Source organism: Polaromonas sp. YR568 (genome assembly GCF_943372955.1).
GTDB lineage: Bacteria > Pseudomonadota > Gammaproteobacteria > Burkholderiales > Burkholderiaceae_C > Polaromonas.
Genome location: NZ_CALSAL010000001.1, coordinates 509,804 through 534,967 on the forward strand (window position 1 = coordinate 509,804; position 25,164 = coordinate 534,967).

Here is a 25,164-nt window from a genome sequence, read left to right on the forward strand (position 1 = left end):
TCATGAAAAGCAATGTGCTGGGGCCAGGTGGCGCCGGCGGTATCAGTGGTTCAGCGGGGCTGAATGCCTCCATCGTCACGGCCACGGCCGACAGCCTGCCTGACCAGCCCCACGCGCTGGCGCGGGCCCGGGCTTTTGCCGAACCCTTGATCGGCGGCGAGACGTTGGACACCGGCGAAAACATTCTCGAGCATGCCGACGCCGTGGCAGCAACCCTCAAGGCCATTGGGGGCTCGGAAGCGATGCAGGCGGCGACCTATCTGGTCTATGCCTGCGCGCACCTCAACAAGCCGCAGGAGGTGATCACCAAGGCCTTTGGCGCCAACTACGCCGCCTTGGCGATGGAAACCACCAAGCTGGTGCAGGTGCAGCGTCAGGCGCGTACCGCCGGGGCCAAGGCCCAGTTGCTGGACGACCCCGCCGCGCAGACCGAGACCGTGCGCAAGATGCTGCTGGCCTTCTCGCGTGATTTGCGGGTCGTCATGCTGCGCCTGGCGTCACGCCTGCAGACGCTGCGCTACTACGCGGCCACTCGCCAGACGGCGCCGCTGTCGGTGGCCCACGAATCGCTGCATGTGTTTGCGCCGCTGGCCAACAGGCTGGGCATCTGGCAGATCAAGTGGGAAGTGGAAGATCTGGCCTTCCGTTTTCTGGAGCCCGACACCTACAAACAGACCGCGAAGCTGCTCGACGAGAAGCGTGTCGAGCGCGAAGGTTTCATGGAGGCGCTGCGTGCCCAGCTGGAGCGCGAGCTGAACCAGAACGGCATTGCCGCGCTGGTGCAGGGCCGGCCCAAGCACATCTACAGCATCGTGAAGAAAATGCGCGGCAAGTCACTGGACTTTGACCAGGTGTTTGACATCCGGGCGCTGCGCGTGATCACGGCCGATGTGAAAGGCTGCTACGCCGCGCTGGGCTTTGTCCATTCCCGCTTCACACCGGTGGACGGCGAGTTCGACGACTACATCGCCAAGCCCAAGTCCAACGGCTACCAGTCGCTGCACACCGTGGTGCGCGATGAGGCCGGGCGGGCGGTGGAAATTCAGGTGCGTACGCAGGCCATGCACGACCACGCCGAGCATGGCGTGGCAGCGCACTGGGCCTACAAGGAAGCAGGTGCCAAGGGCTACGGCGGTGTCTCGGCCAGCAGCGAATACGACGCCAAGATTGCCGTGCTGCGGCAACTGCTGGCCTGGGAGCGCGACCTGTCGGCCCCGGCCGCCCAGCGTGCGCGGGATGCCAAGCAGGGCCTGTTTGAAGACCGCATTTACGTGCTGACGCCCGAAGCCGCCATTGTCGAGTTGCCACAGGGCGCGACGACCGTGGACTTTGCCTACAGCGTGCACACCAGCCTGGGCCATCGCTGCCGTGGCGCGCGGGTGGACGGCGCGATGGTGCCGCTCAACACGCCGCTGCAGAACGGGCAGACGGTGGAGGTGATCACTGTGAAGGAGGGCGGACCCTCGCGGGACTGGCTCAACCCCGAACTGGGCTTTCTCGCGAGCCACCGCGCCAAGGCCAAGGTGCGCGCCTGGTTCAACGCGCAGGTGATGGAGCAGACCGTGGCCAAGGGCCGCGAGGCGGTGGAGAAACTGCTGCAGCGCGAAGGCAAAACCGCGATGAAGCTCGACGATCTGGCGATCCAGCTCGGCTTCAAGGCGGCAGACGATTTGTTCGAAGTGGTGGGCAAGGACGAGCTGTCGCTCAAAACCATCGAGAACATGCTCCGGCCCCAGGAGCCCCCACCATCGCAGGACGACTATGTGCCGGCCAAAAAGGCGCGGCCAGCGAGCCAGAATGCCAAGGGCGGCGGCGTACTGGTGGTCGGCATGGGATCGCTGCTGACGCAACTGGCCAAGTGCTGCAAGCCCGCGCCGCCTGATGTGATTTGCGGCTTCGTCACCAAGGGCAAAGGCGTGAGCATCCACCGCAGCGACTGCAGCAATTTCCGCAACATGGCCGCCGGCAGCCCTGACCGGGTGATCGAGGTGCAATGGAACTCGCCCAAGTCGGTCGATGGTGCGGTGTACCCCGTGGACGTGTCGGTGGAGGCCGCCGACCGGCAAGGTCTGCTGCGCGACATCTCTGAGGTGTTTGCCAAGGAAAAAATGAATGTGATTGGCGTGCAGACGCAGTCGGTCAAGGACAGCCGCGGCGGCACGGCGTGGATGACGTTCACTGTCGAGGTCGCGCAGTCTGGCCGACTGAACCAGGTACTGGGCATCGTGGCTGAAGTGCCCGGTGTGCGCTCCGCCCGCCGGCGATAAGCGAAGGTGCCGGCCACAGCGGTGCAAAGAATGCGGCAGACTGTCTGCTATAATTTCAGCTTCGAACAGTCCTTAGGCGCGTAGCTCAGCTGGTTAGAGCACCACCTTGACATGGTGGGGGTCGTTGGTTCGAGTCCAATCGCGCCTACCAAATTCCCCAAACGGTTTCCTGATTTTGCAATGCACCGCCACGGTGCCTTCAGCATGCACAGGGAAAACCAAGGGGGTTGGTCCTTACATAATTTCTAGAATGCCCTAAGCTTTGACACCGGCGTGATCCATGCTGGTCGCGCGTCAGCCGAGCTGTCATTCACAGGAGCATTCAGTGCCAAAAAGCAAATCCACCGGTACCAAGGCTGGCCATTCAGCCGCGAACGAGCAGGCTGCACCAGCCCCGGATGCCGCGTCGCCTGGCAAAACGGCAGCATCCCGTGTGATCAAGAAATACCCGAACCGGCGCCTGTATGACACCGAAACCTCGGCCTACATCACGCTGGCCGATGTGCGCCAGCTGGTGATGGACACCGCCGACTTCGTCGTGCGCGATGCCAAGACCAACGAAGACCTGACGCGCAGCATCCTGCTGCAAATCATTCTCGAAGAAGAAACCGGCGGTGCGCCGATGTTCACCGAGGCGGTGCTTGGCAACATCATCCGTTTTTACGGCAACGCCATGCAGGGTTTCATGGGCGCGTACCTGGAGAAAAACGTCCAGAGCTTCATGGACTTGCAGGTCAAGATGGCCGAGCAATCGAAGGGCCTGAGCCCCGAGAAATGGGCGCAGTTCATGAACGCCCAGTCGCCGATGATGCAGGGCCTGATGGGCACCTACGTAGAGCAGTCCAAGAGTGTGTTCACGCAGATGCAGGAGCAGATGCAAAAGCAGAGCGAGCAGATGCTCTCGGCTTTCGGACTCAAGCGCTGAATGGCCTACCTTCCAGCCCGCGTTGGCGTGTGCTGCTCTGAGACAATCCCTGAATGAGTGAAGTTATTTCCCCCGCGAGTTCATCGCCTGCCAAACCGGCTCCGCGTGTTGGCTTTGTCAGCCTCGGCTGTCCGAAGGCCCTGACCGATTCCGAACTGATCCTCACGCAATTGAGCGCCGAGGGTTACCAGACCTCCAAAACTTTCGAGGGTGCAGACCTCGTCATCGTCAACACCTGCGGCTTCATTGATGACGCCGTGAAGGAAAGCCTGGACACCATTGGCGAGGCGCTGGCGGAAAACGGCCGGGTCATCGTCACAGGTTGTCTTGGGGCCAAGGCGGGTGAGGGCGGCGGCAACCTGGTGCGTCAGATGCACCCGAGCGTGCTGGCCGTCACCGGCCCGCATGCGACGCAGGAAGTGATGGACGCGGTCCATCTGAATCTGCCCAAACCGCACGATCCGTTTGTCGATCTGGTGCCCAACTCATTTGGCATCGCGGGCATCAAGCTCACGCCGCGTCACTACGCCTATCTGAAGATCAGCGAAGGCTGCAACCACCGTTGCACCTTCTGCATCATTCCGTCGATGCGCGGCGATCTGGTGTCGCGCCCGATTGGCGATGTGCTCAATGAAGCGCGCGCCCTGTTTGAAGGCGGCGTGAAGGAACTGCTGGTGATCAGCCAGGACACCTCGGCCTACGGCGTAGACGTCAAATACCGCATGGGTTTCTGGGACGGCAAGCCGGTCAAGACGCGCATGCTTGATCTGGTGCAGGCCCTTGGCGAGATTGCCGAGCCCTACGGCGCCTGGGTGCGTCTGCACTACGTGTACCCGTATCCCAGCGTCGACGACGTCTTGCCCCTCATGGCCACCGGTAAGGTGTTGCCTTATCTGGATGTGCCTCTGCAGCACAGCCACCCGGATGTGCTCAAGCGCATGAAGCGGCCGGCCAGCGGCGAGAAAAACCTGGAGCGGATTGCGCGCTGGCGCGAGATCTGCCCCGAAATCGTGATTCGCAGCACCTTCATCGCCGGTTTTCCGGGTGAGACGGAGGCCGAGTTCGAGCACTTGCTCCAGTTCATGCAGGAAGCGCAGATTGACCGGGCCGGCTGCTTTGCCTACAGCCCGGTAGAGGGCGCTGCGGCCAACGACATTCCCGGCATGCTGCCGACGGAAGTCCGTGAAGAGCGGCGTGTCCGTTTCATGGCGGTGGCCGAGGCCGTGTCCAGCCAGAAGCTGCAGCAGCGCATCGGCGCCACCATGCAGGTGCTGGTGGATTCGGCGCCTGCACTGGGCCGCAAGGGCGGCACCGGGCGGTCTTACGCGGATGCGCCCGAAATTGACGGCGTGGTGAAGCTGCTGCCACCCAAAAAAATCAGCAAGACGCTGAAGGTGGGCGAGTTCACGCGGGCGCGCATTGTGGGCACCCAGGGCCACGACCTGATTGCCCTGCCTTTTTGATTGTAGAACCCGTTTCGAAACCCGCACAGGCAACAAAAAAGCCACTGCGAACAGTGGCTTTGTCTTTGTTTGACCTCAACGCCAACGTACTTGCTGGAATTGCTGTCTGGGTAAATTTGGTGCCCGGGAGAGAACTCGAATCTCCACATCTTGCGATACACGGACCTGAACCGTGCGCGTCTACCAATTCCGCCACCCGGGCACAGCTAGCAGTGTACCATTAGTTCAACGATTTTCCAGACAGCCCGGCTGAAATTTTCAGTTGCATACTCAAAAGCGCTGTCTCCAACCCTGAGAGATTTCCTATCAAAACCACCCATTCCCACGCCGGCGCCTCGTCCGGACTGCTTGCCGAATTTGAGGGCACGGTTTCCGGCCACCGCGACGGCCACGGCTTTGTGTTGCGCGACGACGGCGAAGCGGATATTTACCTGCCGCCCAATGAAATGCGCGCAGTGCTGCACAAGGACCGCGTCAAGGCCCGCATCGTCCGCCACGACCGCAAAAACCGCCCCGAAGGGCGCGTTACCGAGATCATTGAACGGTCGTCCAACCCCATCATCGGCCGTCTGCTGCAGGAAAGCGGCGTCTGGCTGGTTGCACCGGAAGACAAGCGTTACGGCCAGGACGTGCTCATCCCCAAGGGCGCTACAGGCACGGCCAAGGTCGGGCAGGTGGTGGTGGTCCAACTGACAGAGCCGCCCGCGCTCTTTGGCCAGCCAGTCGGCCGTGTGGTCGAGGTGCTGGGCGAGATTGATGACCCAGGCATGGAGATCGAAATTGCGGTGCGCAAATACGGTGTGCCGCACGAGTTCAGCGACGAAGCCCTCGCCCTGGCGCGGGCCTTGCCGGATGCCGTGCGACCTGCAGACAAACAGCACCGGGTCGATCTGACCGATGTGCCGCTGGTGACCATCGACGGCGAAGATGCCCGCGATTTTGACGACGCCGTGTACTGTGAACCGGCCAAGGTCGGCCGTGGCAAAGGCTGGCGCCTGCTGGTGGCGATTGCCGACGTGAGCCACTATGTGGAGACCGGCAGCGCCATCGACATTGATGCTTACGACCGCGCCACCAGCGTGTACTTTCCGCGCCGCGTCATTCCCATGCTGCCGGAAAAGCTCTCCAACGGCCTGTGCTCGCTGAACCCGAATGTCGAGCGTCTGTGCATGGTGTGCGACATGCTGGTCAATGCCAAGGGCGAGGTTCACGCCTACCAGTTTTACCCGGCCGTGATGTTCAGCCAGGCACGCTTCACCTACACCGAAGTGGCGGCGATTCTGGCCAACACGCGCGGCCCTGAAGCTGCGCAGCGCAAGACGCTGGTGCCGCACCTGCTGAACCTGCACGATGTGTATCAGGCGCTGCTCAAGGAGCGCAGCGTGCGCGGTGCGGTGGATTTTGAAACCACCGAGACGCAGATCGTCTGCGACGAAGCCGGGCGCATCGAGAAGATCGTGCCGCGCACGCGTAACGTCGCTCACCGCCTGATCGAAGAGGCCATGCTGGCTGCCAACGTCTGCTCGGCTGATTTTATTGCCGAGAGCAAGCATGTGGGTCTTTACCGCGTGCACGAAGGCCCAACGCCTGAGAAGAAGGACATGCTGCGCAACTATCTGAAGGCGGCTGGCATCGGCATGACCATCAGCGACGACCCGGCACCGGGCGAGTTCCAGCAGATCGCCATGGCCACCAAGGACCGGCCGGACGCGCAGCAGATCCATTCGATGCTGCTGCGCTCGATGCAGCAGGCCATCTATACGCCGATCAACAGTGGCCACTTTGGTTTGGCTTACGAGGCTTACACCCACTTCACCAGCCCGATCCGCCGCTACCCGGACTTGCTGGTGCACCGGGTCATCAAGGCGGTGCTCAACAAGGCCAAGTACCAGCTCCCGACCCTGCCTACGCCGGGCGAAGCCGAAGCCAAGTTGTCCAAGCGCCTGGCCTCGCGCGTCAAGGAGCCGACCCAGAAACCCCGCAAGGCCAGCGCCGACGAGTTGGCCTGGCAGGCCGCCGGCCTGCATTGCAGCGCCAATGAGCGCCGGGCTGACGAGGCCAGCCGTGATGTGGAAGCCTGGCTGAAGTGCAAGTACATGCGCGGCCACCTCGGCGAGGAGTTTGGTGGTGTTGTCACGGCAGCCACCGGCTTCGGGATTTTCGTCACCCTGGACGCGATGTATGTTGAGGGGCTGGTTCACATCACGGAGCTCGGCGGCGAGTACTTCCGCTTTGATGAGGCACGCCAGGAGCTCCGCGGTGAGCGCACCGGCATCCGCTATGCCATTGGGACGCGGGTTCGGGTGCAAGTCAGCCGGGTGGACCTGGACGGGCGCAAGATTGATTTCCGCCTCGTCAATGAGGGGCAGGAACTGGTGGCCCGTGCCATGAAGGACAAGGCTGGCGGGCACGGCGATGAGCCGACCGGGCAGGATCGCGGTTCGTCCCGCCATGCCGGTGGTGGACGTACCGCTGCAGGCACCAAAGGCGGCGGCAAGAGCGGCGGCAAGGCATCGTCTGGCCGCGGAGAGTCGCGGTCGACATCCCGTACGGGCGGATCCGGCAGCAGCGCGGCTTCAGGACGTGGCAGCAGTGAGCGCACCGCCAAATCACCGATCCAGGCGCTGAAAGCGGCTGTCAAGAAGGCAGCTGGTAATCCGGGTCGCAAGCAGGGCAAGAAGCCGCGCCGCTGAACTGCAGGAACCGACTGTCATGCTGATGCAAATTCTGGCCTTTCTGCTGCAGACCGTGTTTTTCATGCTGATCGCCGCAGCTTTGCTGCGCGCGTGGATGAACTGGCTGCGCATCAACATGCGTGGTCAGCCGGGCATTTTTGTGATGGCGCTGACCGACTGGATCGTGCAGCCGTTGCGCCGCGTCCTGCCTAAAGCAGTAGCCCAGTCACGCGTCGATTGGGCCAGCGTCATTGCGGCGGTGCTGCTGGCGCTGGTGTACACCATCCTGTGGGGTCTGCTGCTGGGCGCGCTGTTGTCGGTGTTCTCCGGGACCGCTGTGGTCACGCTGCTCGGCTTTGCGCTGCGGATGCTGATTCGCGTGGTGTTGCAGATGGCGTTTGTGCTGGTGATCGGCTATGTGATCCTGTCATGGGTACAGCCGGGCTCGCCGGTGTATGGCTTGCTGGCCCGCCTGACGGAGCCCCTGCTGGCACCGCTGCGGCGGGTGATCCCCACCATCGGCGGCGTGGACTTGTCTGCGCTGGTGCTGTTGCTGCTGCTGCAGATCGGGCTGATGCTGCTCGGTTGAGGTTCAGGCCTGGGGTGCCGCGAGGTCAGAAGCCGTCAGGGTCTGTGCGGGCCGTTGGGCCAGCCACTGGTCGGCGATCTGCCCGTGCCGGAACACCGCGCTGCAAGCAGCGTCCCACGCGCTGAATCCCTGGGCCAGACCCGCGCCCACCATTCCTGCCAGCACATCGCCGGTTCCCGCTGTGGCCAGCAGTGCATTGCCGCTGCTGTTGATGTGTGGCGTCTGGTTGGGTGCTGCCACCACCGTGCCCGAACCCTTGAGGATCAGCACACAACCGAATCGGTCGGCCAGGCCCTGGGCGGCACCCACGCGATCAGCCTGAATCTCGGCAGAGGTCAGGCCACCGAGGCGTGCCGCTTCCAGCGGATGAGGGGTGAGCACCGTCTGCCATTGGCGCCGTTCTCGCGCGCGCAGCAGCGTTTGCAGCGAGGCGTCGCCGGAAATCGCATTCAGCGCGTCGGCATCCAGCACCAAGCGGGTTGCCGTGGACAGCACCTTGGGCAGCACCGCGCGCACCGCATTGCCGCCGCCACAGCCGCACACCACGACTTCCCGTGACATGTCCAGTGCCTGCAGGCTGCGGAACATCAGCTCTGGCTGTACCGTGTCCACCGCCAGTTGCGGCTGGCCGAGCAGGGCGACCAGCACCCGGCCAGCCCCCGCATGCAGGGCGGCGCGGGCGGCCAGAAGCGCCGCACCAGCCATGTGGCTGGTGGCGGTGGATTCGCCGCCGATCACTGCGACATCGCCGAAGCTGCCTTTGTGACTGGCATGGCGAGCGCCAGCGCGTCTCAGTGGCAGGGCTCGGTCATGGCCCAGCAGCCAGACGTCTGGCGCTGCGGCGTGGCGTGAATCCGTGCCCAGATCGTCGAACCACACCTCCCCGGCGCAGTCCCTGCCGCTGGCAGTGAAAAGACCGGGCTTAAGTGTCAGCAAGCTCAGGGTGACCCGCTTGCCAGGGCTGCGCGGGCGATCCGCCGCGGCATCGTGGCCGGTATCGGCGTTCAATCCCGTGGGGACGTCCACACACAATCTTCCGGAACTGCTCTGGTCCATGGCCGCGAGCCATTGCAGCATCAGCGCCGAACCGGGCCGGGAGGCATCCAGCATGCCACCGATGCCCAGCAAGGCGTCAATGCAGACGTCAAAGTCGGTCGGTGGCTCACTCTGTATACGTACGCCAGCCTCCTCGGCGCGTCGTCTGGAAGCGGCGGCGTCTGCAGGCTGGACCTTGTTGTCAACATGCAGCCCGGTCCAGCTGACGGTGACGGTCTTGCCCCAGCGGTGCAGGTGCAGGGCGGCTTCAAAGCCGTCGCCGCCGTTGTTGCCGGGTCCGCAGGCGATCCAGATGTGGCGGGCGTGGGGCGCCAGCGCCAGTGTCAGCCGGGCCGCCGCCAGTCCGGCGCGCTGCATCAGCGTGTGAGGTGGCAGTTGGGCTGCGCAGTCCTGTTCAATGAGACGCGTGGTGGCGACGCCGTGAAGCGGCCATGACCGTGCGCTGGATATTCTCTGCATGACCCGATTGTCGGCGCGCGTGGCTGCTGCGCCAAGCCATGTCGCCCGGTCCCAGGTCCGCCGGTTAGGCGAATCGGCTCAAGTCCAGGCCGTCCATGTCGATCTCTGGCCGGCGTCCACCCACCATGTCGGCGACGGCGCGCGCGCTGCCGCAGCTCAAGGCCCAGCCGCTGGAGCCATGCCCGAGGTTGAACCAGAGTCCTGGCCGTCCGCCGCTGCACACGAGGGGTGGGCCGTCCGGCAGCATGGGCCGGGCGCCTTTCCATTCCTGCACGCTGGTGCCCGAGTTGGACAGTTGGGCCGCGCCTGGAAACCAGTCGTGCAGCACCTTGTAAAGCGTCTGGATCGACGCGCCGCGCTTGTTGCCGAGCGTGCCGCCCAGCTCCGCACTGCCGGCCACCCGCACCCGGTTGCCCAAGCGCGAGATGGCCACCTTGTAGCGCTCGTCCATCAGCGCGCTGCGGGGGGCGTTCAGCGGCTCGCGGATCGGTGCGCTGATGGAGTAGCCGTACACGGCGGCCATCGGAATTTTCACCCCCAACGGGCGCAGCAGCGCGGCGGAATCCAGCCCCGCGCACACCACAACGCTGTCGAACTGACGCACTGATCCGTCAGCCGCGACCACCCCCCGGCCAGGGTCTGCCGGATCAAGCCGGGCGACGGAGGTGTTGAACTCAAACCGCGCCCCGATGCGCTGGGCTTCGTTTTTCAGCAGCAGGGCGAACTGGCGGCAGTTGGCGACTTCATCATCGGGCAGGTGAATCGCGCCGAGAAACTTGGTATCGGGGTTGATGGCCGGTTCAATCTTCAGCACCTCGGCGGCGTCGATCTGCCGGAAGGTCACGCCCGCATCGCGCAGCACCTGCAGGCCGTGCTCAACCTGTGCGCTGTCTTTGGCGGATCGCAAAAGCACCATGTAGCCCGGGCTGTGGTCGTATTCCAGCTGCAGTTCGGCAGTGAGGTGGTGCAGGCGTTCCCGGCTGTAGAAAGCCAGGCGCTGCATCCGCGTGCGGTTGAGCAGGTAGGTGTCGAGCCGGCAGGCGCGCCACCACTTCCATATCCAGCGCAGGTCTTGTGCCGACAGGGGCAGGGCGAGCTTGACCGGTGCATGCCGGCTCAGCAGGTGCCGCAGCACCTTGCCCGGCATGCCCGGTGCAGCCCACGGCGTCACGTAGCCGGGGGCGACGACGCCAGCGTTGGCAAAGCTGGTTTCCTCAGCGGCTGCGCCGCGGCGCTCAAGGACGGTGACCTCGTGGCCATCCAGTGCCAGCTCGTAGGCGGTCGTGATGCCGACAATGCCGGCACCGATCACGGCCACTCTCATTCAGACGCCTTTCTGTACGCAGGTGAGAAGCCATGTGGCTGCGGGCGACGGGTCATGGGCGCGTGGGAAATTGATGTCATTCAAAAAGGCGGTTTGCATTGGGCCGCCGACTTTACAGCGAACGACGCAATACCGATTCCACCTGCAGCGAGGCATCAAGCACCGCGTCATCGTGCAGGGCCGCGTGCCACAGCATCAGGCCCACGGGGAGTTGATCGGGGGTATGGCAAGGCAGCGACATGCCGCAGCCGTCGAGCATGTTGACCACCGCGGTATTGCGCAGCAGCAAGCCATTGACGCGGAAGAACTCGGTGTCGTCATCGATCACGCTGGCGATTGGCGGGGCGACCAGCGGCACCGTCGGTGAGAGGATGGCGTCAAAGCCTGACAGACGCTGCTCCACGCGGCTGATCCAGTCCTTGCGGGCGGCTAGCAGGTCGATGTAGTCGGCTGCGCTCATGCTGGCGCCACGCAGGATGCGCAGCGCCACACGCGGGTCGTACTGGCTCTGGTGTTGGCTGAGCAAACGGCGATGCCAGGCGTGGCTTTCGGCCGCGGAGAGGCCTCCGGTGGCGTTGATGGCAGCAAGCTCGTTGATTTCGGAGAGCTCAATGGCCTCAATGTGCGCACCGGCGTCCGTCAGCAGCTTCAAGCTGCGGTCAAAGGCCTGACCCACCGTGGTGTCGAGGCCGTCCTGCATCTGCGTACGTACCAGGCCCAAGCGGATCGCAGAGAGCGGCTTGCCTGGCAGCGAGACCTTGCGTGCGGTCAGCACCTCATGGACGGTGATGGCGTCGCGCACTGACCGCGTCATGGCGCAGACGGTGTCTAGGCTGGTTGACAGCGGAATGGCGCCGGTGGTGGGCACCATGCGCGCGGTACCTTTGAAGCCCACGATGCCGCACAAGGCGGCCGGAATGCGGATTGAGCCACCGGTGTCGGAGCCCAGACCCACCATGGTCGCTCCGGCCGCCACAGATACGGCGGCGCCAGACGACGAACCCCCGGGAATGCGGGGCACCTGCGGGTCGGCCGGGTTGACGGGCGTGCCGTAGTGCGGGTTGATGCCCACGCCCGAAAACGCAAATTCCACCATGTTCGTGCGGCCGATGAGGGCAGCGCCTGCAGCCCTGAGGCGAGCTACAGCTGGACAATCGGCTGCGGCTGGCTCGGCCCCAGCGAGAACGGTGGAGCCGGCGAGCGTGGGGTGTCCAGCCATGTCGAACAAGTCCTTGACGGACACCGGAATGCCCCCCAGAGGCAGGTCGGGCCTGGCGGGGTCGGTGGGCAACGCCGCCAGGATGTCGTTTTCTGCCAAGGGGCTACCGGGCATGAAGACATGGCGGCAGACGTCGCTGTGCGCGGCAGTTAAGGCCTCCCGAACCAGCTGCCGGGCAGTGGTTTTTCCGCTGGCAAGGGCGTCGCGGGCGGAGTGAATGTCGCTGGGGGCAGGGGGGTGACTCATGGGTGCGAAGGGTGTTATACTTGACAGGCTTTGCGAATGGTGCAGCCGGATGTCCGGATGCCGATGAAATCGGGGACTACCCGGGACTTGATTTCATTCGATTCAACCTTTTGCAAGGTAAATCGCGAATCAGCCACTCAAGGTGTTGCCGGCGGCCAGTCACACGATGTGTGCAGTGCATGCAGGCGATAAGCGCTGATTTTAGACACAACCTTTGGAGTTACTACTATGTCGACAAGCATGCGTGAAATGCTGGAAGCTGGCGTCCATTTCGGTCACCAAACCCGCTTCTGGAACCCCAAGATGGCCCCGTTCATCTTCGGTCACCGCAACCGTATTCACATCATCAACCTGGAAAAATCGCTTCCGATGTACCAGGAAGCGATGAAGTTCGCCAAGCAACTGTCCGCCAACCGCGGCACCATCCTGATGGTGGGCACCAAGCGCCAGGCCCGCGAAATCGTCGCCACCGAAGCCAAGCGCGCTGGCGTTCCTTACGTTGACCAGCGTTGGTTGGGCGGCATGCTGACCAACTTCAAGACGGTCAAGACCTCCATCAAGCGCCTCAAGGAAATGAAGGCCCAGCAGGAAGCCGGCCTCGACTCCATCAGCAAGAAAGAGCAGCTGACCTTCAAGCGCGAAATCGAGAAGCTCGAAAAAGACATCGGTGGCATTCAGGACATGAACGCCTTGCCAGACGCGATCTTCGTGATCGACGTGGGTTTCCACAAGATCGCGATCCTGGAAGCCAAAAAGCTGGGCATTCCCCTGATCGGCGTGGTCGACTCCAACCACTCGCCCATCGGCATCGACTACGTGATCCCCGGCAATGACGACTCCTCCAAGGCGGTCGCCTTGTATGCACGGGGCATTGCAGACGCCATCCTCGAAGGCCGTGCCAACGCCGTGAATGACGTGGTCAAGGCAGTGTCTGCCGAGAGCTCTGACGAATTTGTGGAAGTGGAAAACGCAGCCGCCTGATGACGGTGCGCCAGTCATGGCGCTGCGCCTGACGCGAAAAAGGGGCTCGCGTAGCCCCTTTTTCACAACTTGACGAGATGGTGTGGGTGGCTGAAACCATCACACCGGTGAAACACGACAAACGGAGAAATTACACATGGCTATTACCGCAAGCATGGTCGCTGAACTGCGCGCCAAGACCGACGCCCCAATGATGGAGTGCAAGAAAGCGCTGACCGAAGCCGAAGGCAACTTCGACAAGGCCGAGGAAATCCTGCGCGTCAAGCTGGGCAACAAGGCTGGCAAGGCTGCCTCCCGCGTGACGGCAGAAGGCGTCGTTGCAACCCACCGCGAAGGCGATGTCGGCGCACTGGTTGAAGTCAACTGCGAAACCGACTTCGTCACCAAGAACGACAGCTTCCTGGCCTTCACCAAGGCTGTGGTTGAAGGCATCGTCAAGAACAACCCTGACAGCGTGGAAGCTATTGGCGCCATGCCGCTGTCCCTCGACGGCTTCGGCCCGACGGTGGAAGACGTGCGCAAGGGCCTGATTGGCAAGATTGGCGAGAACATGAGCGTGCGCCGATTCAAGCGCTTCACCGGCGGCAAGCTGGCCTCTTACCTGCACGGCACGCGCATTGGCGTGGTGGTGGAGTTTGAGGGCGACGAGACCGCTGCCAAGGATGTGGCCATGCACGTGGCTGCCATGAAGCCTGTGTCGCTGACCAGCGCTGATGTGCCTGCCGAACTGGTCGCCAAGGAGCGTTCCGTTGCCGCTGCCAAGGCCGCTGAAGATGCTGCCATCGCAACTGCTGCTGGCAAGCCAGTGCAGTCTGCCGAAATCGTTGCCAAGCGCATCGAGGGCGGCGTGCAGAAGTACCTGAAAGAAGTCAGCCTGTACAACCAGAGCTTCGTGAAGAACGACAAGCAGACGGTCGAGCAGATGCTGAAGGAGAAAGCCACGACCATCAAATCCTTCACCCTCTATGTGGTGGGCGAGGGCATCGAGAAGAAGGTCGACGACTTCGCCGCTGAAGTGGCTGCCCAAGTGGCGGCTGCCAAGGCAGCCTGAACAAGCTGCCCCAGCCACCGGGTGCGTCAGGCGCGCCCGGTGTGCGCCAGATTCCAGTCCTGCGGGAAGGCCGCTAAACTTCAAACCAATCAACCACGGAAAGCTCTCACATGCCAGCCTACAAGCGAATCTTGTTAAAACTGTCAGGTGAGGCTTTGATGGGGGATGATGCCTTCGGCATCAACCGTGCGACCATCGTTCGCATGGTCGAGGAAATCGCCGAAGTCACCCGCATGGGTGTCGAGGTGGCGGTGGTGATTGGTGGCGGCAATATTTTCCGCGGTGTCGCGGGCGGCTCGGTCGGCATGGACCGCGCCACGGCCGACTACATGGGTATGCTGGCCACTGTCATGAACGCGCTGGCGCTGGGTGACACCATGGACAAGGCGGGCCTGATCGCCCGCGTGATGTCTGCCATCGGCATCGAGCGCGTGGTTGAACCCTATGTCCGGCCCAAGGCTTTGCAGTACCTTGAAGAGGGCAAGGTCGTTATTTTCGCAGCCGGTACCGGCAACCCGTTTTTCACCACCGACACCGCTGCGGCGCTGCGAGGTGCGGAAATCGGCGCCGAGATCGTGCTGAAGGCGACCAAGGTCGATGGTGTCTACACCGCCGACCCAAAGAAGGACCCGAAGGCTACCCGTTACACCAACATCACCTTTGATGAGGCTATGGGCAAGAACCTTGAAGTGATGGATGCCACCGCATTTGCGCTGTGCCGCGACCAGAAGCTGCCGATCAAGGTCTTCAGCATCTTCAAGCATGGTGCGCTCAAGCGTGTGGTGATGGGCGAGGACGAGGGCACCCTGGTTCACGTATGACCCGCCGCGCGCCCCCGTTGGCCTTTTTTGCTGATCAAAATCCGGAGAGTTGAGAATGAGCATTAACGAAGTCAAGCAGCACGCACAGCAGAAGATGCAGCAGTCCATCGATTCCTTCAAGAACGGACTGACCAAGATCCGCACGGGCCGCGCCAATCCGGGTCTGCTCGACACGGTGCAGGTGGACTACTATGGTTCCATGGTGCCCATCAGCCAGGTGGCCAATGTGTCGTTGCTGGATGCACGCACCATCAGCGTGTCGCCTTGGGAAAAGGGCATGGGCGCCAAGATCGAGAAAGCCATCCGTGACTCGGATCTCGGCCTCAACCCTGCCACCCAGGGCGAATTGATTCGCGTGCCGATGCCCGCCATGACGGAAGAGCGCCGCAAGGAGCTGACCAAGGTGGTGCGCAGCGAGGGCGAGCACGCCAAGGTCGCCATCCGCAACCTCCGGCGCGATGCCAACGATGGCATCAAGAAGCTCGTGAAGGACAAACTGGCCTCCGAGGACGAAGAGCGCCGCTCGCAGGACGATATCCAGAAGTTCACAGACCGTTTCATTGCCGAGGTCGACAAGCTGGTCGCTGGCAAGGAACAAGACATCATGGCGGTTTGACCGCACTGCATGTGGCCTGAACGAACACCCATGGCCAACCAGACCTCTGCTGGCCCCAGCCACATCGCCATCGTGATGGATGGCAACGGACGCTGGGCCACCCGCCGTTTTCTGCCGCGCATTGCCGGTCACAAGCAGGGCGTGGACTCGCTGAACCGTTGCGTGCGCGCCTGTATCGATCGCCACATTCCGGTGCTGACAGTGTTTGCCTTTTCTTCTGAGAACTGGAATCGCCCGGCCGACGAAGTTTCGGGGCTGATGGAGTTGCTGGCGATGTCGCTGGCGCGCGAGGTGCCCAGCCTGGTCTCCAATGGCGTGCAACTGCGTTTCGTGGGAGAGCGCCAGCAGCTGTCCGAACGCGTTCGTGAGGGGCTCGCTCAAGCGGAGCTGAGTACGGCGGGCAACAGCCGCCTGATCCTCAACGTGTGTTTCAACTACGGTGGTCGCTGGGACATTGCCCAGGCGGCACAGCAGCTGGCCAGCCGGGGAGAGCCCATCACCGAGCAAGCGCTGGACCGCGCGATGGCGCTGGCGCATGTGCCTGACCCCGACCTGATCATCCGCACCGGGGGAGAGCAGCGCATCAGCAACTTTCTGCTGTGGCAGGCGGCTTATTCAGAACTGCATTTTTCCGACAAGCTCTGGCCCGAATTCGACGAGGCAGCGCTGGATGAGGCTATCGGGGCCTATCGCGGTCGGGAGCGGCGCTTTGGCAAGACCTCGGCCCAGCTGGCACCGGCCGTCGACCGACACGACACAAAGGCTGCCTGATGTTGAAGCAGCGCGTCATCACCGCTGTGGTGCTGCTGGCCATCCTTCTACCCGCCCTGTTCTATCAAACGCCCACGCCGTTTTGTGCGGTCGCGCTGGTGTTGATTGCCGCCGGTGGATGGGAGTGGGGGCGCTTGAACGGGTTTGGTCAAGCTGGCTCGGTATGTCTGGCGGCCTTGTGTTTCTTGGCTTGCGCTTCGTTCTGGTATCTCGGTTGGCTGACGCGACCACTGCCTGTCGTCTGGGCAGTGACCGGTGCCATCTGGGTGCTGGCCGGTGGCTGGCTGCTGCGCCGCGGCGTGGTGGGCTGGCCGCTGATTCCGGCGCCCGTACGATTGATTGGCGGCCTGCTGGCGCTGTGCCTGACCTGGCTCGCTGTGGCACAGGCCCGCGTGATCGGCGTGCAGTTCCTGTTGTCGATATTGCTGCTGGTGTGGGTGGCCGATATCGCCGCCTACTTTGCCGGGCGGGCGCTGGGTGGGCGATTCAGTCGCGGGAAACTGGCACCGTCCATCAGCCCCGGCAAAAGCTGGGAAGGCGTGTGGGGCGGCATGATGGGTGTGGTTCTGCTGTCGCTGGCGTGGACCAGTTTCGGGGCATCTGCTGCGTTGACTGGCAGCTGGCATGAGGCGCTGGCGGCGGAAACCCTTTACAGCCGGTTGGTGGCCCTGCATGGTGTGCCCATGATGCTGCTGGCGGTGCTTTTCCTGACGGCCATGAGCGTGGTGGGTGACCTCGTGGAATCGCTCATCAAACGCAGCGCCGGCGTCAAGGATTCCAGCGGTCTGCTGCCCGGACACGGCGGCGTGCTGGACCGCGTGGACGCCTTGCTGCCCGCCGTTCCCCTGGCCATGATGCTGGCCAGCTTCCGGCCCTTCTGACATCGCCAGACCCGCATATCTCCATACCTTCACACCCTCTGCAGGCAGTGCCCATGAGTTTTCAAAAGCAGCGCATCACGATCCTGGGTTCAACCGGCTCCATCGGCGTCAACACGCTGGATGTGGTGGCAGCACACCCGGAGCGCTTCGAGGTGTTTGCGCTCAGCGCAGCGACCCAGGTGGACCTGATGCTGGCCCAGTGCGCACGATTCAAGCCTCGCTATGCCGTGATGGTGAGTGAGCCTCACGCCCGCCAGTTGGCGGAGAAAGTCAAGGCCAACCAGCTATCGGTCGAGGTGCTGTCGGCACCCGAGGCACTGGAGATGATCGCCTCACATGAGCTGGTGGATTCCGTGATGGCGGCGATTGTGGGTGCCGCGGGGCTCGGCGCCTGCATGGCGGCCGCACGTGCCGGCAAACGCCTGCTGCTCGCCAACAAGGAGGCGCTGGTGGTCGGCGGCGAAGTGTTCATGCAGGCCGTGCGATCAGGCAAGGCGCAACTGCTGCCCATCGACAGCGAGCATTCAGCCATTTTCCAGTCACTGCCGGAAGACCCATCCACCTGGGCGGAGCGGGTCGAGAAGATCATCCTGACGGCCTCAGGCGGCCCATTCCGCACCCGCGATCCCTCCTCGTTCTCCAGCATCACGCCGGACCAGGCCTGTGCCCACCCCAACTGGGTCATGGGACGCAAAATCTCGGTGGACTCCGCCACGATGATGAACAAGGCGCTGGAGGTGATCGAGGCCAAGTATCTGTTCGGGCTGGCCCCGGAGCAGATCGAGGTCGTGATTCATCCGCAGAGCGTGATCCACTCCATGGTGCAGTACCACGACACCTCGGTGGTGGCGCAGCTGGGAACGCCCGACATGCGCGTGCCGATTGCCTACGGGCTGGCATGGCCTGATCGCATCGCCTCCGGCGCCAAAGCGCTGGATTTCAAGTCTCTGGCCACCATGACTTTCGAGGTGCCAGACCCCGAGCGGTTTCCGGGTCTGCCGCTCGCCTGGCAGGTGCTGGACGCGCCGGTGGGGAGCACGGCGGTGCTCAATGCGGCCAACGAGGTGGCGGTTGCTGCCTTTCTCGAGGGGAAAATCCGGTTTGACCACATTCACCGCGTCAACCATGCAACTTTGGAGGCCATGACGCTGTCTGACGCTGGCGATCTCGGCGGCCTGCTGGCTATCGACGCCGAGGCAAGGCAGAGGGCGACGCGCATCGCCCAACAACTGGAGTCCTGACATGCTGACGCTCGTTTCCTTTGTGGTGACGCTGGGGGTGTTGATTGCCGTGCATGAGTACGGGCACTACCGGGTGGCGGTGGCGTGCGGCATCAAGGTGCTGAAGTTTTCCATCGGCTTTGGCAAGCCCATCTACACCTGGCGGCTGAAGAACAAGAGCACTGAGTTCTCCATTGGCATGCTGCCTTTGGGTGGCTACGTGAAGATGCTGGACGAGCGCGAGGCGCCTGTCGATCCTGCCGAGCGCCACCTCGCGTTCAACACCCAACCTCTCAAATATCGTGCAGCGGTCGTGGCGGCCGGCCCGGCAGCCAACCTGCTGCTGGCCGTGCTGCTCTACGCTGTGGTGAACTGGAGCGGCGTGCAGGAGCCCAGGGCAGTTCTGGCGAGCCCGGTGGCGGGTTCCATCGCCGACGTCGCCGGCTTGCAGGGTCGGGAAGTGGTGCAGCAGGCGGCTTTTGATGACGAAGAGCCTGAGCCTGTTCGCTCCTTCGAGGACTTGCGATGGCGCCTGACGCAAGGCGCGCTGGAGTCACGCGATGTGACGCTGGTGGTGGGCCGCAGTGAGTCGGCACCTGGGCGTGAGGTGCGATTGCCCCTCAGTGCAATGGAATCGCCCGATGCGGATGCACAGATGTTTCGCAAGATTGGCCTGCTCGGTCCATGGACGGCGCCTGTCATGGGCGATGTGATGCCTGCAAGCCCTGCAGAGCGCGCCGGTTTGCGTGCGGGTGATGTGGTGCAGCGTATCGGCGATATGGCAGTAGTTGATGGGCAGCAACTGCGCGAACTCATCCGTTCCTCGGCCGGACAGGGAGCTTCGACAGCACAGACCGTCGCACCCAAGCGCTGGCAGATCAGTCGCGATGGTCAGGTGCTTGAGGTGGACGTCACGCCAGAGGTGCGCGTGGAGGGTGGGGCGCGCGTGGCGCGGATCGGCGCGTATGTGGGTGCCCGGCCTGAATTCGTCGAGATCCGCTATGACTTTTTTGACGGTCTCTGGCAAGGTGCTGTAAAAACCTGGCAGGTCTCGGTGCTCACGCTCAAGATGATGGGGAAAATGGTTATCGGTGAGGCGTCGCTGAAGAATCTCAGTGGACCATTGACGATTGCCGATTACGCGGGCAAGTCCGCAACCATCGGCTGGACGGCTTATCTGGTGTTTTTGGCTCTGGTGAGCGTGAGTCTGGGCGTCCTCAATTTACTGCCATTACCGGTTCTGGACGGTGGGCACCTGATGTATTATCTTTGGGAGTTCGTCACCGGGCGCGGGGTCTCTGACGCCTGGATGGACAGATTGCAGCGCGGTGGCGTTGCGGTTTTGCTGGGCATGATGTGCGTTGCCCTTTTCAATGATGTTTCCCGGTATTTGGGCTAACGCTTACATTTCATGCAAAAACAATTCAATCGCTTCAAGGTCAGGGCTGTTTGTGCCATCGCCGCGAGTCTTTTCGCAGCCAGCTCGGCATGGGCCGTAGACCCCTTCACGGTACGCGACATCCGTGTGGAAGGCCTTCAGCGGGTCGAGCCTGGAACGATCTTTGCCTCCCTTCCGTTCCGGGTCGGTGAAACCTACAACGACGAGAAAGGCTCCACCGCCATTCGCGCGCTGTTTGGCCTTGGTCTTTTCAAGGACGTGCGTCTTGAAGTCAGCGGCGACGTGCTGGTGGTGATCGTTGAAGAGCGTCCCACGGTGGCCGATGTTGACTTCGTTGGAACCAAGGAGTTCGATAAGGAGGTGCTGAAAAAGGCACTTCGCGAAGCAGGCATCGCCGATGGCCAGCCGTTCGACAAGGCGCTCGCCGACAAGGCGGAGCAGGAGCTCAAACGCCAGTACATCAACAAGAGCCTCTACGGCGTCGAGATTGTGACCACGGTGACGCCCATCGAGCGCAACCGGGTCAACCTGACCTTCAGCGTCACCGAAGGCGACGTTGCCAAGATCAAGGAAATCCGGATCACTGGCAACAAGGCGTTCAGCCAGTCGACACTGCTGAATCTTTTTGATCTGGATACCGGTGGCTGGCTGAGCTGGTACACCAAGTCTGACCGTTACTCACGGGCCAAGCTGAATGCCGACATCGAGACGCTGCGTGCCTACTATCTGCAGCGCGGCTATCTGGAGTTCCGCGTGGATTCCACGCAGGTCGCTATTTCACCAGACAAGCAGAGCATTGCGGTGACGGTCAACATCACCGAGGGCGAGCGTTTTGTGGTGTCTGGCGTGAAACTGGACGGTAACTACCTCGGCAAGGAAGAAGAGTTCAAGACCCTGGTCAAGATTGCACCGGGGGAGCCCTACAACGCAGACACGGTGGCCGAAACCACCAAGGCCTTCACCGATTATTTCGGCACCTTTGGGTTTGCATTTGCACGGGTGGATGCAGTCCCTGAAATTGACCGCACCAACAACCGCGTGGCCCTTGTCATCCAGGCAGAACCCTCTCGTCGGGCCTATGTGCGGCGCATCAATATTGCCGGCAACAACCGGACCCGTGACGAGGTGATTCGCCGCGAGTTCCGGCAGTTCGAGTCGTCTTGGTACGACAGCGACAAGATACGACTGTCGCGAGACCGCGTGGACCGCCTCGGTTTTTTCAACGAGGTGAATCTGGAGTCGCAAGAGGCGCCCGGTACGCCCGATCAGGTCGATCTGACCATGACCGTGGTGGAGAAGCCGACTGGTAACCTCCAACTGGGTGCGGGTTACTCCAGCGCTGACAGTCTTTCCCTGATTTTCGGTATCAAACAGGAGAATGTTTTCGGAAGCGGCAACTACCTGGGCCTCGAAGTCAACACCAGCAAGACCAACAGGCAGTTGGTCGTGAGTACCATCGACCCTTATTTCACGGCCGATGGCATTTCGCGGAACATCGAGGTGTATGAACGCACCTCCAAGCCCCAGAACGGCCAGGAGGGCGACTACAGCCTGAAGACGCGGGGTGCCAGCCTGCGATTTGGTGTTCCCTTCACCGAGGAAGACACGGTTTACTTCGGTACCGCGTATGAAGGCCTGAAAATCGTACCCGGTAACAACCTGCCGAGCAGTTACCAGACATACATCAACCAATTTGGCTTGAGCAGCAACTCCATCCCGTTGACCGTTGGCTGGTCGCGTGATAACCGCGACAGCGCGCTGGTTCCAACCTCCGGGCGGTTTCAGCGGCTCTATGGCGACTGGGGTCTCGCCGGAAAGTTGCGCTTCGTCCGCGTGAACTACCAGGTCCAGCAGTACATTCCCCTCAACAAGCAGTTCACGATTGCGCTGAATGGAGAGTTCGGATGGGGCAAAGGCCTCAACGGACTGGCTTTCCCGCTGTTCAAGAACTATTACTCCGGCGGATTGGGCTCTGTCAGGGGCTATCAGCAGGGCTCACTGGGCCCACGTGACGGCACCCTCGCTGTCGGTGGCCCAAAGAAACTGACGCTCAATGCCGAGTTGATCGCACCATTCCCTGGTGCCGGCAATGACCGTACCTTGCGCCTTTACAGCTTCTTCGATGTTGGTAACGTTTTTGGCGAGCGGGAGCAGTACCGGTTGAACGACTTGCGGGCCTCTGTGGGTATCGGTATCAGCTGGATTTCCCCTGTCGGACCACTGCGTCTGGCGATCGCTGCACCATTGCGCAAGCAGCCAGGCGATAGAATAGAGCGGTTTCAATTCCAGATCGGTACATCTTTCTAATGAAGCATTTCTCAAGCAAAGTTTTCCTTGGTCTTGTGGTGGCACTGGCCGGGTTTTCTGCGAGTGCCCAGGAGTTCAAGGTCGGGGTTGTGAATCTTGATCGCATCTTCCGCGAAGCGAACTCTGCCAAGGCTGCACAGACCAAGCTGGAGCAGGAGTTCAGCAAGCGCGAGAAAGAGCTCAACGACCTGGCGACGCTGCTCAAGACCAACTCTGACAAGTTCGAACGCGAAGCGCCCACCCTGTCGGAGAGCCAGCGGACCATGCGCCAGCGCCAGCTGGTAGAGCAGGACCGCACCTTCCAGACCAAGCGCCGCGAATTCCAGGAAGACCTGAGCGCCCGCAAGAACGAAGAGCTCCAGCTCGTGATCGAACGTGCCAACAAAGTGGTCAAGACACTGGCAGAGACAGAAAAATACGACCTGATTCTTCAGGAGTCGGTTTACGTCAGTCCCAAGCACGACATCACCGACAAGGTGATCAAGGCGCTTAACGCGTCTCGCTGAGCTTGTGGGGCGCACGTCCGACGCGAGCGTGACCACAAGAGGCGCAGTGTGACGCTACGCCTCGCCGATATAGTCAGCTTCCTGTCGGCCCACATGGCGGTCGAACTGGTGGGAGATCCCGAGCAGGTGATCGACGGGCTTTCCACGCTGGAAGCGGCCACATCAGCTCAGCTGAGCTTTCTCAGTCACCCCAAATATGCCGCCAAACTGGCGGATTCCCGGGCCGCGTGTGTGCTGGTGGCCAGCTCTGCGCGTGATGCCGCCGTTGCGCGGGGCAGTTGCCTTGTTGTCGACGATCCTTATTACGCGTTTGCGCTGGTCACACAGCTGTGGAAGCGGAGTCACCGGTCTGCGGCAGCACCGCATATCCATCCCAGTGCCGTGATTGATCCATCAGCCCGGATTGGTGACGGCGTTTCGATTGGTGCGTTCACTTGCATCGGTCCGGAGGCGGTCATCGGGCACGGCGCGCAGATTGGCGCGCACTGCGTGATTGGGTATCAAGCGGTGATTGGCGACCTGACTTGCTTGCACCCGCGTGTGACGGTGTCCGACGGCTGCCGGGTGGGGCAGCGCTGCATTGTTCATTCTGGTGCCGTGATTGGCGCTGACGGTTTTGGGTTTGCGCCGCATGAGGGGCGCTGGATCAAGATTGAGCAGTTGGGTGCGGTGGTGGTGGGTGACGACGTTGAGATCGGCGCCAACACCTGCATTGACCGAGGCGCCTTGCAAGACACGGTACTGGAAGATGGCGTCAAGCTCGACAACCTGGTGCAGATCGGTCACAACGTCCGCATTGGCAAACACAGTGCGCTGGCCGGTTGTGCCGGCGTGGCCGGCAGTGCGACGATTGGCGCGCACTGCACCGTGGGTGGCGGTGCCGTTGTACTTGGCCATCTTGTGCTGGCCGACCATGTGCACATTTCCGCCGCATCGGTGGTGACCCGTTCGATTCTCAAGCCGGGGCAGTACACCGGGCTCTTTCCCATCGACGACAATGTGTCGTGGGAAAAAAATGCAGCGTCCCTCAAGCAGCTTCACGTGCTGAGGGAACGCCTCAAAAATGCTGAAAAATCACTCTCGCGCCTCCAGAACAACCCAGAAAAATCATGATGGACATTCACCAGATACTCAAGTCCCTGCCGCACCGTTACCCCATCCTGCTGGTGGACCGTGTGCTCGAGATTGAAAAGGGAAAACGCATCAAGGCGCTCAAGAACGTCACCATCAACGAGCCATTTTTCATGGGCCATTTCCCGCATCACCCGGTGATGCCGGGTGTGCTGATGCTCGAAGCGATGGCGCAGGCTGCGGCCTTGCTGGCATTTGACACACTGGGCGTCACCCCAGATGACAAGACGGTGTATTACTTCGCCGGCATTGACGGTGCACGCTTCAAGCGGCCCGTGGAGCCGGGCGACCAGCTGATCATGGACGTGTCTCTGGACCGCATGAAGGCAGGCATCTTCAAGTTCAAGGGCGTCACGCGCGTGGGTGAGGTGGTCGCCTGCGAAGCCGAGCTCATGTGCACCATGCGCACCATCGCCTGAGATGAGCGTGGAAGTTGTCACGCCCGGAATCCACGCCACCGCGCTGGTAGACCCGAAGGCCGAACTGGACACTTCGGTCAGCGTCGGGCCCTACACCGTCATCGGGCCGCACGTGCGGATCGGTGCGGGCACCCGCATCGGTGCGCACTGTGTGATCGAAGGCCACACCACGATTGGCCAGAACAACCGCATTTTCCAGTTCAATTCCCTCGGCGCCATTCCGCAGGACAAAAAGTATGCGGGTGAACCGTGTGAGCTGGTCATCGGTGACGGCAACACCATCCGCGAGTTCTGCACCTTCAACATCGGATCACCCGGCGATGCCGGTGTGACCCGCGTGGGCAACGACAACTGGATCATGGCTTATGTGCATCTGGCCCATGACTGCCAGGTCGGCAACCACACCATCTTTGCCAACAATGCCCAGCTAGCCGGCCATGTGCAGGTGGGGGACTGGGTGATCCTGGGTGGTTTCACGGTAGTACACCAGTTTGTGCGGCTCGGTGCCCACAGCATGACGGCCATGTGCTCCCTGTTGTTCGCTGACCTGCCGCCGTTTGTCATGTGCCAGGGGCAACCGGCCGAAGCCCGCTCGATGAACTTTGAGGGCCTGCGCCGTCGCGGTTTTTCACCGGACCGTATCGCTGCAGTCAAGGCGATGCACAAGGCCCTGTACCGTGAAGACCTGACACTGGAGCAGGCGCGTACGCAGATTGTGGCGCTGGTCGAAAAGCACCCGGAAGCCCAGCCAGACGTCGACATGATGACCGCCTTTCTCGCGCAGACCTCACCGCAACGCGGGATCGTCCGTTAGGCGAGCAATGAATGCTGAAGGGTC

The 25,164-nt window shown here is 62.2% G+C and carries 21 protein-coding genes and 2 tRNA genes; 19 read left to right on the top strand and 4 right to left on the bottom strand.

Features of this window, described 5'->3' with window-relative positions:
• Nucleotides 1-2 precede the first annotated feature (2 nt).
• The 4 genes from AAG793_RS02390 (at nucleotide 3) to rimO (ending at nucleotide 4,655) form a co-directional block, all read left to right on the top strand.
• Entirely contained in the window at nucleotides 3-2,267 is a 2,265-nt protein-coding gene (locus tag AAG793_RS02390; RefSeq protein ID WP_341903528.1) for a bifunctional (p)ppGpp synthetase/guanosine-3',5'-bis(diphosphate) 3'-pyrophosphohydrolase, read from the top strand.
• 74 nt (nucleotides 2,268-2,341) lie between these two features.
• A tRNA-Val gene (locus AAG793_RS02395) sits at nucleotides 2,342-2,418 on the top strand.
• A 282-nt stretch (nucleotides 2,419-2,700) separates the two neighbouring features.
• Nucleotides 2,701-3,192, top strand: coding sequence for a polyhydroxyalkanoate synthesis repressor PhaR (gene phaR / locus AAG793_RS02400; RefSeq protein ID WP_341905372.1), 492 nt, complete (start codon nucleotides 2,701-2,703; stop codon nucleotides 3,190-3,192).
• Between the two features lie 53 nt (nucleotides 3,193-3,245).
• A complete protein-coding gene (gene rimO, locus AAG793_RS02405) occupies nucleotides 3,246-4,655 on the top strand; it encodes a 30S ribosomal protein S12 methylthiotransferase RimO (RefSeq protein ID WP_341903531.1) in 1,410 nt (469 codons plus the stop codon).
• A 117-nt stretch (nucleotides 4,656-4,772) separates the two neighbouring features.
• Here the strand turns inward: rimO and AAG793_RS02410 are convergent.
• A tRNA-Leu gene (locus AAG793_RS02410) sits at nucleotides 4,773-4,857 on the bottom strand.
• A gap of 142 nt (nucleotides 4,858-4,999) precedes the next feature.
• Here AAG793_RS02410 and rnr point away from each other — a divergent pair.
• Together rnr and AAG793_RS02420 are read left to right on the top strand one after the other, a co-directional pair.
• The gene (gene rnr, locus AAG793_RS02415; RefSeq protein WP_341905375.1) at nucleotides 5,000-7,348 is read left to right on the top strand and encodes a ribonuclease R; all 2,349 of its coding nucleotides are present in this window, start codon (nucleotides 5,000-5,002) and stop codon (nucleotides 7,346-7,348) included.
• Between the two features lie 19 nt (nucleotides 7,349-7,367).
• Nucleotides 7,368-7,919, top strand: a complete 552-nt coding sequence (locus AAG793_RS02420; protein WP_341903534.1) for a YggT family protein — start codon at nucleotides 7,368-7,370, stop codon at nucleotides 7,917-7,919.
• Between the two features lie 3 nt (nucleotides 7,920-7,922).
• Here AAG793_RS02420 and AAG793_RS02425 read toward each other — a convergent pair whose 3' ends face one another.
• The 3 genes from AAG793_RS02425 to AAG793_RS02435 all read right to left on the bottom strand — a co-directional run bounded on the left by AAG793_RS02425 (nucleotide 7,923) and on the right by AAG793_RS02435 (nucleotide 12,223).
• Complete coding sequence (locus AAG793_RS02425; protein WP_341903539.1) at nucleotides 7,923-9,434, bottom strand: NAD(P)H-hydrate dehydratase; 1,512 nt, start codon at nucleotides 9,432-9,434, stop codon at nucleotides 7,923-7,925.
• 64 nt (nucleotides 9,435-9,498) lie between these two features.
• Nucleotides 9,499-10,758 (bottom strand): D-amino acid dehydrogenase, encoded by a 1,260-nt coding sequence (locus tag AAG793_RS02430; RefSeq protein ID WP_341903542.1) that lies wholly within the window; start codon nucleotides 10,756-10,758, stop codon nucleotides 9,499-9,501.
• 112 nt (nucleotides 10,759-10,870) lie between these two features.
• The gene (locus tag AAG793_RS02435; RefSeq protein WP_341903545.1) at nucleotides 10,871-12,223 is read right to left on the bottom strand and encodes an amidase; all 1,353 of its coding nucleotides are present in this window, start codon (nucleotides 12,221-12,223) and stop codon (nucleotides 10,871-10,873) included.
• A 228-nt stretch (nucleotides 12,224-12,451) separates the two neighbouring features.
• Between AAG793_RS02435 and rpsB the strand changes: the two genes are divergently transcribed.
• The 13 genes from rpsB to lpxA all read left to right on the top strand — a co-directional run bounded on the left by rpsB (nucleotide 12,452) and on the right by lpxA (nucleotide 25,140).
• Entirely contained in the window at nucleotides 12,452-13,204 is a 753-nt protein-coding gene (rpsB, locus tag AAG793_RS02440) for a 30S ribosomal protein S2 (protein WP_341903548.1), read from the top strand.
• Nucleotides 13,205-13,340: 136 nt separating this feature from the next.
• Entirely contained in the window at nucleotides 13,341-14,255 is a 915-nt protein-coding gene (gene tsf, locus AAG793_RS02445; protein WP_341903551.1) for a translation elongation factor Ts, read from the top strand.
• A gap of 110 nt (nucleotides 14,256-14,365) precedes the next feature.
• Nucleotides 14,366-15,076 carry a UMP kinase gene (gene pyrH / locus AAG793_RS02450; protein ID WP_341903554.1) on the top strand — a complete coding sequence of 237 codons (711 nt, stop codon included), beginning with the start codon at nucleotides 14,366-14,368 and terminating at the stop codon, nucleotides 15,074-15,076.
• 55 nt (nucleotides 15,077-15,131) lie between these two features.
• Nucleotides 15,132-15,692: a ribosome recycling factor gene (frr, locus tag AAG793_RS02455; protein WP_341903557.1), complete on the top strand. Its 561-nt coding sequence runs from the start codon at nucleotides 15,132-15,134 to the stop codon at nucleotides 15,690-15,692.
• Between the two features lie 30 nt (nucleotides 15,693-15,722).
• Nucleotides 15,723-16,463, top strand: a complete 741-nt coding sequence (uppS, locus tag AAG793_RS02460) for a polyprenyl diphosphate synthase (protein ID WP_341903559.1) — start codon at nucleotides 15,723-15,725, stop codon at nucleotides 16,461-16,463.
• Nucleotides 16,463-17,344, top strand: a complete 882-nt coding sequence (locus AAG793_RS02465) for a phosphatidate cytidylyltransferase (RefSeq protein WP_341903562.1) — start codon at nucleotides 16,463-16,465, stop codon at nucleotides 17,342-17,344. Before uppS ends, AAG793_RS02465 begins: the two co-directional genes overlap by 1 nt.
• A gap of 53 nt (nucleotides 17,345-17,397) precedes the next feature.
• Nucleotides 17,398-18,585, top strand: a complete 1,188-nt coding sequence (ispC, locus tag AAG793_RS02470; protein WP_341903565.1) for a 1-deoxy-D-xylulose-5-phosphate reductoisomerase — start codon at nucleotides 17,398-17,400, stop codon at nucleotides 18,583-18,585.
• Between the two features lies 1 nt (nucleotide 18,586).
• The gene (gene rseP / locus AAG793_RS02475) at nucleotides 18,587-19,963 is read left to right on the top strand and encodes an RIP metalloprotease RseP (protein ID WP_341903568.1); all 1,377 of its coding nucleotides are present in this window, start codon (nucleotides 18,587-18,589) and stop codon (nucleotides 19,961-19,963) included.
• A 12-nt stretch (nucleotides 19,964-19,975) separates the two neighbouring features.
• Nucleotides 19,976-22,270, top strand: coding sequence for an outer membrane protein assembly factor BamA (gene bamA, locus AAG793_RS02480; protein ID WP_341903571.1), 2,295 nt, complete (start codon nucleotides 19,976-19,978; stop codon nucleotides 22,268-22,270).
• The gene (locus AAG793_RS02485; RefSeq protein ID WP_341903573.1) at nucleotides 22,270-22,776 is read left to right on the top strand and encodes an OmpH family outer membrane protein; all 507 of its coding nucleotides are present in this window, start codon (nucleotides 22,270-22,272) and stop codon (nucleotides 22,774-22,776) included. The genes bamA and AAG793_RS02485 overlap by 1 nt, the downstream gene beginning before the upstream one ends.
• 48 nt (nucleotides 22,777-22,824) lie before the next feature.
• Nucleotides 22,825-23,889, top strand: a complete 1,065-nt coding sequence (gene lpxD / locus AAG793_RS02490) for a UDP-3-O-(3-hydroxymyristoyl)glucosamine N-acyltransferase (protein ID WP_341903577.1) — start codon at nucleotides 22,825-22,827, stop codon at nucleotides 23,887-23,889.
• Complete coding sequence (gene fabZ, locus AAG793_RS02495) at nucleotides 23,886-24,326, top strand: 3-hydroxyacyl-ACP dehydratase FabZ (protein ID WP_341903580.1); 441 nt, start codon at nucleotides 23,886-23,888, stop codon at nucleotides 24,324-24,326. The genes lpxD and fabZ overlap by 4 nt, the downstream gene beginning before the upstream one ends.
• A gap of 1 nt (nucleotide 24,327) precedes the next feature.
• A complete protein-coding gene (gene lpxA, locus AAG793_RS02500) occupies nucleotides 24,328-25,140 on the top strand; it encodes an acyl-ACP--UDP-N-acetylglucosamine O-acyltransferase (RefSeq protein WP_341903584.1) in 813 nt (270 codons plus the stop codon).
• The last annotated feature ends 24 nt before the right edge of the window (nucleotides 25,141-25,164 follow it).